The organism is Rhodococcus sp. 05-340-2 (assembly GCF_002258915.1).
In the GTDB taxonomy this organism is placed as follows: domain Bacteria; phylum Actinomycetota; class Actinomycetes; order Mycobacteriales; family Mycobacteriaceae; genus Rhodococcoides.
Window position 1 is genome coordinate 137864 of record NZ_NOYU01000013.1, and the last position, 8536, is coordinate 146399.

12 protein-coding genes are annotated in these 8536 nt (G+C 64.7%); 3 read left to right on the forward strand and 9 right to left on the reverse strand.

Annotation, left to right across the window (positions count from 1 at the left end; genetic code table 11):
• Positions 1-11 precede the first annotated feature (11 nt).
• The 3 genes from CH271_RS08465 to CH271_RS08470 are packed head-to-tail and all read right to left on the reverse strand — an operon-like array spanning position 12 to position 2196.
• The gene (locus CH271_RS08465) at positions 12-1604 is read right to left on the reverse strand and encodes a phytoene desaturase family protein (RefSeq protein WP_094633364.1); all 1593 of its coding nucleotides are present in this window, start codon (positions 1602-1604) and stop codon (positions 12-14) included.
• The gene (locus CH271_RS28755; RefSeq protein WP_179277873.1) at positions 1601-1762 is read right to left on the reverse strand and encodes a hypothetical protein; all 162 of its coding nucleotides are present in this window, start codon (positions 1760-1762) and stop codon (positions 1601-1603) included. Before CH271_RS28755 ends, CH271_RS08465 begins: the two co-directional genes overlap by 4 nt.
• Positions 1759-2196 carry an SRPBCC family protein gene (locus CH271_RS08470; RefSeq protein WP_037192330.1) on the reverse strand — a complete coding sequence of 146 codons (438 nt, stop codon included), beginning with the start codon at positions 2194-2196 and terminating at the stop codon, positions 1759-1761. Before CH271_RS08470 ends, CH271_RS28755 begins: the two co-directional genes overlap by 4 nt.
• Positions 2197-2404: 208 nt before the next feature.
• On the opposite strand from CH271_RS08470, the gene thiD reads away from it, so the two are divergent.
• Together thiD and CH271_RS08480 are read left to right on the forward strand one after the other, a co-directional pair.
• Positions 2405-3196: a bifunctional hydroxymethylpyrimidine kinase/phosphomethylpyrimidine kinase gene (thiD, locus tag CH271_RS08475; protein WP_094633365.1), complete on the forward strand. Its 792-nt coding sequence runs from the start codon at positions 2405-2407 to the stop codon at positions 3194-3196.
• Positions 3197-3328: 132 nt separating this feature from the next.
• On the forward strand, positions 3329-3619 hold the full coding sequence (locus CH271_RS08480; RefSeq protein ID WP_037192502.1) for a hypothetical protein: 291 nt from the start codon (positions 3329-3331) through the stop codon (positions 3617-3619).
• A gap of 49 nt (positions 3620-3668) precedes the next feature.
• Here the strand turns inward: CH271_RS08480 and CH271_RS08485 are convergent, their stop codons facing one another.
• The 6 genes from CH271_RS08485 to CH271_RS08510 form a co-directional block, all read right to left on the reverse strand.
• Positions 3669-3896, reverse strand: a complete 228-nt coding sequence (locus tag CH271_RS08485) for a hypothetical protein (RefSeq protein WP_094633366.1) — start codon at positions 3894-3896, stop codon at positions 3669-3671.
• Positions 3897-3924: 28 nt separating this feature from the next.
• Positions 3925-4185 carry a lipopolysaccharide assembly protein LapA domain-containing protein gene (locus tag CH271_RS08490; RefSeq protein WP_094633367.1) on the reverse strand — a complete coding sequence of 87 codons (261 nt, stop codon included), beginning with the start codon at positions 4183-4185 and terminating at the stop codon, positions 3925-3927.
• Between the two features lie 94 nt (positions 4186-4279).
• Complete coding sequence (locus CH271_RS08495; RefSeq protein ID WP_008718579.1) at positions 4280-4450, reverse strand: CsbD family protein; 171 nt, start codon at positions 4448-4450, stop codon at positions 4280-4282.
• Positions 4451-4561: 111 nt separating this feature from the next.
• Positions 4562-5368: a transglutaminase-like domain-containing protein gene (locus CH271_RS08500; RefSeq protein WP_032394267.1), complete on the reverse strand. Its 807-nt coding sequence runs from the start codon at positions 5366-5368 to the stop codon at positions 4562-4564.
• An 84-nt stretch (positions 5369-5452) separates the two neighbouring features.
• Entirely contained in the window at positions 5453-6472 is a 1020-nt protein-coding gene (locus tag CH271_RS08505) for an LLM class flavin-dependent oxidoreductase (RefSeq protein WP_037192325.1), read from the reverse strand.
• 81 nt (positions 6473-6553) lie between these two features.
• Positions 6554-7135: a TetR/AcrR family transcriptional regulator gene (locus CH271_RS08510; protein WP_230596325.1), complete on the reverse strand. Its 582-nt coding sequence runs from the start codon at positions 7133-7135 to the stop codon at positions 6554-6556.
• Positions 7136-7230: 95 nt separating this feature from the next.
• Between CH271_RS08510 and CH271_RS08515 the strand changes: the two genes are divergently transcribed.
• On the forward strand, positions 7231-8373 hold the full coding sequence (locus CH271_RS08515; RefSeq protein ID WP_094633368.1) for an acyl-CoA dehydrogenase family protein: 1143 nt from the start codon (positions 7231-7233) through the stop codon (positions 8371-8373).
• Positions 8374-8536 lie beyond the last annotated feature (163 nt).

Genomic DNA, 8536 nt, shown 5'->3' on the forward strand with positions numbered 1-8536 from the left:
CGATAACGGCGCTACCGGGTCAACAAGTCGATGAGCGAACCGGTGATCTTCTTCTTCACCCAGCCACGTACACCTCGCTGGCCGAGCGCTGCCCGGGCAGCATTGAGGCCGGCTGCCCCGTGCACTCCGCCACCCGGGTGCGCCGATGCCGAACCCAGGAACAGGCCCTCCACCGGCGTTTCCGATCGCCCCAGCCCCGGCGTCGGACGAAAGATCAACTGCTGCTGCAGCTGCGCGGTTCCGCCGTTCACCGCACCACCGTGCAGATTGGCGTCGGCACCGTGCAGATCGCTCGGGCGCTGTACGACCCGGCCGACGACCGAATCCAGGAATCCCGGGGCGTGAGCGTCGAGGACTCGGTCCACTCGATCCGCCACTGTGTCGGCAGCCGCGTCGTCGACGACGCCTCTCGGCAGATGCGTGTAGGCCCAGGCGCTTTCGGTGCCCTCCGGCGATCTGCTCCGATCGGCAGTGGTCATCTGGCCGAACAGCATGAAGGGGCTCTGCGGGAGAACCCCGGTGGTGAGGTCGGCTGCCCAATGCACGAGACCGTTGTCGTCGGCCCCCAGATGAACCGTGCCGGCATCGGCCAAAGAAGGTGAGTTCCAAGGAATTCGACGATCGAGTGCATAATTCACCTTCACCACCGGGGTGTCCCACTCGAAGGTGCGCAGGTCGTCGTGGACGCGGCGCGGAACGGCGTCGAACGGAAGCAGTGAACCGTACAGAGCCGGTGCGGACACGTCGGCCACGATGGCCCGGCGCGCCCGAAACGTGCTTCCGGCCGCAGTGTGCACAGCACGAGCGCGGCCGCCGCGCACCTCGATGTGCTCGACAGCCTGACCGCATTCGAGCACCGCACCCGACGCGGCCCCACGGCGTATCAACGCGGTTGTCAGCGCGGACGATCCGCCCACGGGGGTAGGAAACCCGACGTCCTGGGCCAGCATGGTGAGCAGCCAACCCATCATGCCGCTCACCGGGGCATCGGTCGGAACGTCGCCGTGCATGGCGTTGCCCAGCAGGAGGCAGCGAGCGGCCTCGCTGTGGAAGAGCTCGTGAGCCATCACCCGAGCGGGGAGAGCAGCGAATCGTGCGAAGCGCAGTGTCTCCGGCACTCCCAAGGTGCGGACGAGTCGAGCCGCGGGGACGGCCGGCGGAAACGGTCCGAACAGCGAATTCATGAAGGGCTCGCGAATGCGTTCCCATTGCTCGAAGAGCCGCAGCCAGGTTCGGCCGTCTCGCGCGTCGTGTTCCGACAGCCGCGCGGCGGTGGTCTCGACGTCGTGGTGGACGACCGGAGCGTCGGTGTCCTGCGGTGACCGCGCATGGCCGTACACCGCGGGGGAGTGCGACCACTGCAGCCCGTGGCTTTCCAACTCGAGTGCCTCCATGGCAGGCGAGGCGAGCGCCAGCGGATAGAAGGCGCTGAAGAGGTCGCTGGTGAAACCGGGAACGAGTTCGGCGCTGCGCACAGCGCCGCCTGGGTGTTCGGCGGCCTCGAGGACCACGACGTCCCAGCCGGCGTCTGCCATCGCTGCCGCCGCGACCAAGCCGTTGTGGCCACTGCCGATCACGATCGCGTCGACCTCGGTGGTGGTCATGAGACTGCACTCCTCTGTTCGGTAGCGGTCTTGCTGGTCAGCAGGTTACCGACGAAGTGCGGCGCGACTTCCACACCGAGAGCGGGGCTTCCGGCACCGTGAACGAACACGAACAGCACGTTTCCCGAAACCGATTGCCGCAGTGGTGTCTTGCTCACGGTGCAGTGGACCGCTCGGCCAGGAGCGCGAGCCTGCGTAGCGCCTCGGCGTTGCGAGGATGCGCCAGCAGGTGCTGTACCCGATCCGGCACCAGATCGAAGGGCGCGGTGATCGCGTGCTCGATGATCTCGATACGGCACCCTGTGGCGACAGGATGCAGGCGCACTGTGATCGACGCCTTTCCGAACGGCAATGCTCGTGCCTCCAGCACCAGTTCGCGACCGGCGTGAAGTCCCACCGAGCGCGTGACATCACTGAGCACCGCCGGCCACGCACCGACCGAGTGATGGATCGAGCTGCCGACAGCGGGCCAGTGTCCATCGACCGCGCGGATGCGGGATGCGCCGACGACCCAGGTCGCATAGCTCCATCCGTTCGCCAGGACGTTCCAGACGTCCTCGCAACTGGCTGTCGTACTTCTGCTGGTGGGCACGATTCGGCCTCCGAACTCTCGTCGTGGTGCGTGATTGCACGATCGCCGATCGTGCGCCGCTGCTCCTGGGCTCGAAGTCGATGTACTGCGCGGTGTCGTTGCTTGGTCGGTGGAACGAACGAAATCGACGTATGCCCCGAAACCGCCGGACCCAATCCGGTGGCGACCACTCGCGTCGGTGCGGATCGGCGATTGTCATACTGAGGTCATGTCGACAATCGCGTACGTCATCGCTGGTTCGGAAGCCACCGGCGGAGCCGGTCTGCAAGCAGATCTCAAGACCTTCGAGCGGCTCGGGGTCTACGGAGTCGGCACGATCACGTGCATCGTCTCGTTCGATCCGAAGGCGGGCTGGGGTCACCGATTCGTACCCATCGACAGCACGGTCATTGCCGATCAGATCGAAATAGCCACTGCCGCACATGATCTCGATGTCGTGAAGATCGGCATGCTCGGCACCCCCGTCACCGTGGACACGGTAGCGACGTCGTTGCGTCTGCAGCCGTGGCGGCATGTGGTGGTCGATCCGGTGCTGATCTGCAAGGGCCAGGAGCCGGGCGCCGCACTCGACACCGACAATGCCCTGCGGCGCGACATTCTTCCGTTGGCCACCGTGATCACCCCCAATCTGTTCGAGGCGCAGACCTTGTCCGGAATGGACGCCATTGACACCGTCGACGACCTGGGTGAGGCCGCCAAGAGAATTGCCGATCTCGGGCCTCGTTTCGTGGTGGTCAAAGGCGGCGCGGGTCTGCCCGGCGACGAGGCCGTCGACGTCGTCTACGACGGGTCCGAACTGACGGTGCTGCGCGCCCCCAAGGTGGGCGAAGAACGCGTGTCGGGTGCCGGCTGCGTGTTCGCCGCAGCCATCACCGCTGAGCTCGCGAAGGGCACAGACGTGCTCGACGCGGTCGCCACCGCCAAAGATTTCGCCCACGCCGGCATCGTCGGTCGACTGACGAGCCACGCTCCGTTCGCTGCAGTGAGTTGGCACGACTGAGCCTCGGTCGCATGTTTGTGGACGGCGGGTTCGGGGAAGAGCGAGGTGCAGGCGGCGAACGCTTCTCAGGACCGGCTTGCGGTCAGTGGCCGTCGCACATCATCTCGAGAGGTCCGCATGGAGCACGAGAACATGAGCGAAGCCGACGCCGGTGCCACCGATGACGACCGGACAACCCGCGGCCACGCCGGTGAGGCAATCGTCGACACCCGCAACTGGCCGGGATACATCTGCATCGGTCTGGCATTGGTGAGCCTCGGCCTCACACTCACCGCGGCCGGGTACGGGTTCGGTGGCTGGACGTGGATCGGGGCGGTAGCCGCGCCGGTCCTCCTGATCGCCGGAATCGTGCTTGTGCTGCTGGAGCGCAAGCGGGTGAAGGCTCAGGAAGGCAAGTCGCTGACCGACCCGGCAGGACACTGATCGTCGCCGTGCCGGTCGGTACAGCTGGTCGACGCGCTCGTCGACCGGTCTAGCGAAGGGTGTGCTCGGACTCGCTATCCTTGCTGCCCTGCGACTTGTACGCTCGCCGTTGTGCGAATCTGCCTGCCGACTTCAGACCTTTCGATACGACGTTGTCCTTTCCCGTTCGCTTTTCGAGGCTCTGACCGGCGAACGCCAGCAGTCGGGCGAGAATGGGGAGCCCTATCGCGACGATGAGGTAGCGGTACAGGTACTTGCGTGCGAGCAAGGGAATCATCGGAGGAATCCTGTCGTGTCGAAGTCGGTCAGCGGACTGCGCGTCGAACCTTCAGTGCGGCCGTTGCGGCGAGCGTGATGACGGCGCCGACGACAGCGGCACCGAGCAGGGACACACCCTGAGCGAGTTCGAAGTTCCAGCCGAGGAAGTTGATGTTGGTGTGAATCGTGTTCTGCAGCACGAAGATCACCAGTGCTGCGACGAGGACGAGCGTGATGAGGAGGGCGAGCTTCGAAGCGAATCCGCCGCGACGCTTGGTGGTCCCGGCCGTGTCGGTCGATGAGGTCATGAGGGGAATCCGTTCTCTGGTGTGAAGAAGAGTGGGGTGAAGAGCGAGTGCCGCCGACCATCGAGATCGGCGGCACTCGATGCGATGGAGTGGGTTACTTGAAGGTGTCCTTGATGTTCTCGCCGACCTTCTTCACGCCTGCCGAACCCTGGTCCTTCTTGCCCTCGGCCTCGAGGTCCTTGTTGTCGGTGGCGTCGCCGACAACTTCCTTGGCCTTGCCGATGGCGTCCTCTGCTGCGTTCTTGGCCTTGTCGATGAAGCTCATGGTGAACACCTTTCAGGTGGCTGTGAATGTTGGTAACGGATACTTAGTCGGTTTCAGTCGCCGAAAACAAACGCCGCTGTGAGGTAGCTCACGATGGCACCCGGTTGGGGATCAGGTGAGGGAGACCAACTCGGTGATGTCGTCCTGGGGGAGCTCGCCGTCGACCACGGCGGTGACGACAGAACTGTTCAGGGTGATGGCACCCTTGTGGTTGTCCAGGAAAGCGGTGTCGGCAGCATCGCGACCGACCGAGATCCGGACCAGCGTCGAGCGAGGTGCGAGGCACGTGGCATCGACGACGCGCCACTGGCCGCCGACGAACGCTTCGGCGACCGCGTGGAAGTCCATCGGATCGCAGCCGGGTGCGTACACCGCCACCAGGCGGGCCGGAACGTTGACCGCACGCAGCATGGCGACCACGAGGTGTGAGTAGTCGCGGCAGACGCCCTGTCCGGCGAGCAGCGTGTCGACGGCTCCGTCGATCGGATCACTGCTACCCGGAACGTAGCTCAGGCGCGCGCCCACCCATGCGGAAATCTTGGCCAGCAGTTCCTCGGAGTCCGCGTAGTCGCCGAATTCGGTTGCGGCGAATCCGTAGAACTTGTCGGCCTCGGCGTACCGACTGGGTCGGAGGTAGAGCGACATGTCGTAGTCGGTGACCGGTGCCGGGGTGGTGTTGCCCAGGATCGTGGCGTCGTACGACACCTGCAGGTTGCCCACGTCGGCAGGCATGACGTGAATTCGGTTGCCGTGCGGCCCGCTCACTTCCTTTGCCTCGATGGGGTTGCCGTCGAGAACGAAGGACAGTGATTCGGTGACCGTCGTGCCCGGATGTGGCGCGATCGCAATCTGGAATTCGAGCGTGGTGGCTGCGGTGATGTCTACATCGAGGCGCGCGGATACGTCGCGTTTGAGCATGGGAACTCCTGGCAGGTGGGGGTGGGTGAACTCGCTGCCAGTACCCACGTTCGCCGAACCCAAACGCATACGCTCACCAGGTGATCAACGCCACCCCAGCGCCGGAGCGACGTCGCGGAGCAGAGTCTCCAATACGTGCGCGCAGTACTCGACGCCCAGCTGATTGGGGACGGTGAGCAGCAGAGTGTCTGCGGCCGCGATCGCTTCGTCTGCAGCGAGCTCCTCGATCAGCCGATCGGGCTCACCCGCGTACGTCTTGCCGAATCGAGCTTTGCCGCCGTCGAGATAGCCGACCTGGTCGTCGCCAGTGCCCTCCCGGCCGAAGTAGGCACGGTCGAGATCGTTGACGATCGGAAAGATGCTGCGGCTCACGGACGTTCGCGGCGCGAAGTCGTGTCCGGCGTCGCTCCACGTCTTGTGGAATCGCTCGATCTGCTCGGCCTGCAGTTGATGGAACGGCACACCGGTGTCTTCGCTCAACAGCGTCGAACTCATCAGATTCATGCCCTGTCGCGCGGTCCACTCGGCGGTCTCGCGGGTGCCGGCACCCCACCAGATTCGCTGCCGCAAACCGGGGGAGTGCGGTTCGAGGCGCAGTAGTCCGGGCGGGTTGGGAAACATCGGCCGTGGATTGGGCTGCGCGAAGCCCTTGCCTTCGAGGAGGTCGAGGTAGATACGGGTGTGCTCGCGGGCCATGTCGGCATGATCGGAGCCCTCGGCCGGGGTGTAGCCGAAATAGCGGTAACCCTCGATGACCTGCTCGGGCGATCCTCTGCTGATCCCGAGCTGCAGCCGCCCACCCGAGATGAGATCGGCGGAGCCCGAATCCTCGGCCATGTAGAACGGGTTCTCGTAGCGCATGTCGATGACGCCGGTGCCGATCTCGATGGTGCTCGTCCTGGCACCGACGGCGGCGAGCAGAGGGAACGGCGACGCGAGTTGGTTGGCGAAGTGATGGACGCGGTAGTACGCGCCGTCGGCACCCAGTTCTTCGGCTGCGACCGCCAGGTCGATGGACTGCAGCAGCACGTCCGACGCGGACCTCGTCTGCGACTGTGGGGACGGTGACCAGTGTCCGAAGGACAGGAATCCGATCTTCTTCATCACGTGCTCTTTCGTTGAAGGATCAACTACATTCACTGTACTTCAGCGTGTGTCGGGGTGAATCCATTCCCGGCGTCGGGGCTACGCGCCGATGCCTGCGGTCAAGAGCTTCGCCAGTTCGAGATAGGCGTCGCCATCGCTCAGTCCGGTCAGGCGGAACACCTCGCGAGTCTGAATGCGAACCATGACCGAGGAGGCGACGTCGCCGACGAAGGCCGCGTGCACGTCGCGCACTTCGCCGCTGGCCACGCCCTCGCTGATCAGTTCCTGGACGCGGCGCGCGGCGATCGCAGTGTTGCGTTCGTACACCGAGCGGGCCGCCTCCAGTGATGCCAGGTCGGTCATGAACTGCTCGGACGCCGATTCCAGAGCTGCGCCCACCGCGGTCAGATATGTGGTGATGCGATTGCGGGTGCCGTCGACCTCGGCGACCGCGCTTTCTACCTGCGTGGTCATGGACTTGAAGTAGTGCACGGTGGCACCGCCGACCAGCTGGTCCTTGCTCGACGCCAGTGTGTACAGGGTGGACTTGGAGCATCGGAGGCGGGCCGCGATGGTGTCGAGCGTCAGGTGTGCGAAGCCCTCCGCCAGAAACAGGCTCACGAGCTGGTCGAAGAGTTCGGAACGGCGTGCCGTCGCATGCGAGGTCACGGGTGCGTTCACATCAGGGATGGTACTGCATCGCCTTGTGCAGTACTCTGCATCAGTACTGCGGATCATCCGGCAGTACTGGTCCGAACTTTCCGGAGGTTTTTCACGTGCCCGTCGATCGTCTGTTGCCCACTGCCGAAGCGCGCGACCTCATCGCGCTGACCCGCGACGTGGCAGACAAGGTGCTCGACCCGATCGTCGACGACCACGAACGGCGTGAGGCGTACCCCGACCGCGTGTTCGCCACCCTGGGTGAGGCGGGACTGCTGAGCCTGCCGTACGCGGAGGAATGGGGAGGTGGAGGCCAACCGTACGAGGTCTACCTCCAGGTCCTCGAAGAACTGGCGTCGCGCTGGGCGGCAGTGGCAGTCGCAGTGAGCGTGCACGGTCTGGCTTGCTATCCCGTGATGGCGTTCGGTACCGACCGACAGAAAGCCGACAAGCTTCCCGACATGCTCGGTGGGGCACAGATCGGCGCCTACTCGCTGTCCGAGGCGCAGGCAGGTTCGGACGCTGCCGCATTGAGTTGCAAGGCCACCCCGACCGAGGGCGGCTACACGGTGAACGGTTCGAAGGCGTGGATCACGCACGGCGGAGTGGCCGACTTCTACAACCTGTTCGCTCGAACAGGCGAAGGATCGAAGGGTATCTCGTGCTTTCTGGTTCCGGATGGAACCGACGGCCTGAGCTTCGGTCGGCCCGAGGAGAAGATGGGACTGCACGCGATCCCGACGACCTCGGCGCACTACGACAACGTGCACGTACCCACCGAGTGGCGAATCGGCGCGGAGGGGCAGGGACTGCAGATCGCCTTCAGTGCACTCGATGCCGGACGGCTCGGAATTGCCGCTGTAGCAGTGGGAATCGCCCAGGCGGCACTCGACGACGCGGTGAAGTACGCGCAGGAACGTACGGCGTTCGGCAAGAAGATCATCGACCACCAAGGCCTCGGTTTCGTGCTGGCGGACATGGCGGCGGCAGTGGACTCCGCCCGCGCCACCTACCTCGATGCTGCCCGTCGGCGTGACGCCGGACTTCCGTACTCGCGCAACGCTTCCGTGGCCAAGCTGATCGCCACCGATGCTGCCATGAAGGTGACCACCGATGCGGTGCAGGTGTTCGGCGGCTACGGGTACACCCGCGACTTCCGCGTCGAGCGCTACATGCGCGACGCCAAGATCACTCAGATTTTCGAGGGCACCAACCAGATTCAGCGTCTGGTGATCGCGCGATCACTCGCAACCAGCTGACATCAGAACCATTCGACACGTCCGAACAGCGACCGTAGGGGACACCTTCATGACAACGACCGAACCCGATATTCATACGACTGCGGGTAAATTGGCCGATCTTCGTAAACGTCTCGCGGTTGCGGAGATTCCCTCCGGTGAGGCGGCGGTGGACAAGGTCCAC

Excerpts from the sequence above, each read along its gene's own strand:
- CH271_RS08485 (WP_094633366.1), bottom strand. The coding sequence starts at position 3,896 with ATGATTCCCTTGCTCGCACGCAAGTACCTGTACCGCTACCTCATCGTC.
- CH271_RS08495 (WP_008718579.1), bottom strand. The coding sequence starts at position 4,450 with ATGAGCTTCATCGACAAGGCCAAGAACGCAGCAGAGGACGCCATCGGC.
- CH271_RS08490 (WP_094633367.1), bottom strand. The coding sequence starts at position 4,185 with ATGACCTCATCGACCGACACGGCCGGGACCACCAAGCGTCGCGGCGGA.
- thiD (WP_094633365.1), top strand. The coding sequence starts at position 2,405 with ATGTCGACAATCGCGTACGTCATCGCTGGTTCGGAAGCCACCGGCGGA.
- CH271_RS08505 (WP_037192325.1), bottom strand. The coding sequence starts at position 6,472 with ATGAAGAAGATCGGATTCCTGTCCTTCGGACACTGGTCACCGTCCCCA.
- CH271_RS08480 (WP_037192502.1), top strand. The coding sequence starts at position 3,329 with ATGAGCGAAGCCGACGCCGGTGCCACCGATGACGACCGGACAACCCGC.
- CH271_RS08465 (WP_094633364.1), bottom strand. The coding sequence starts at position 1,604 with ATGACCACCACCGAGGTCGACGCGATCGTGATCGGCAGTGGCCACAAC.
- CH271_RS08500 (WP_032394267.1), bottom strand. The coding sequence starts at position 5,368 with ATGCTCAAACGCGACGTATCCGCGCGCCTCGATGTAGACATCACCGCA.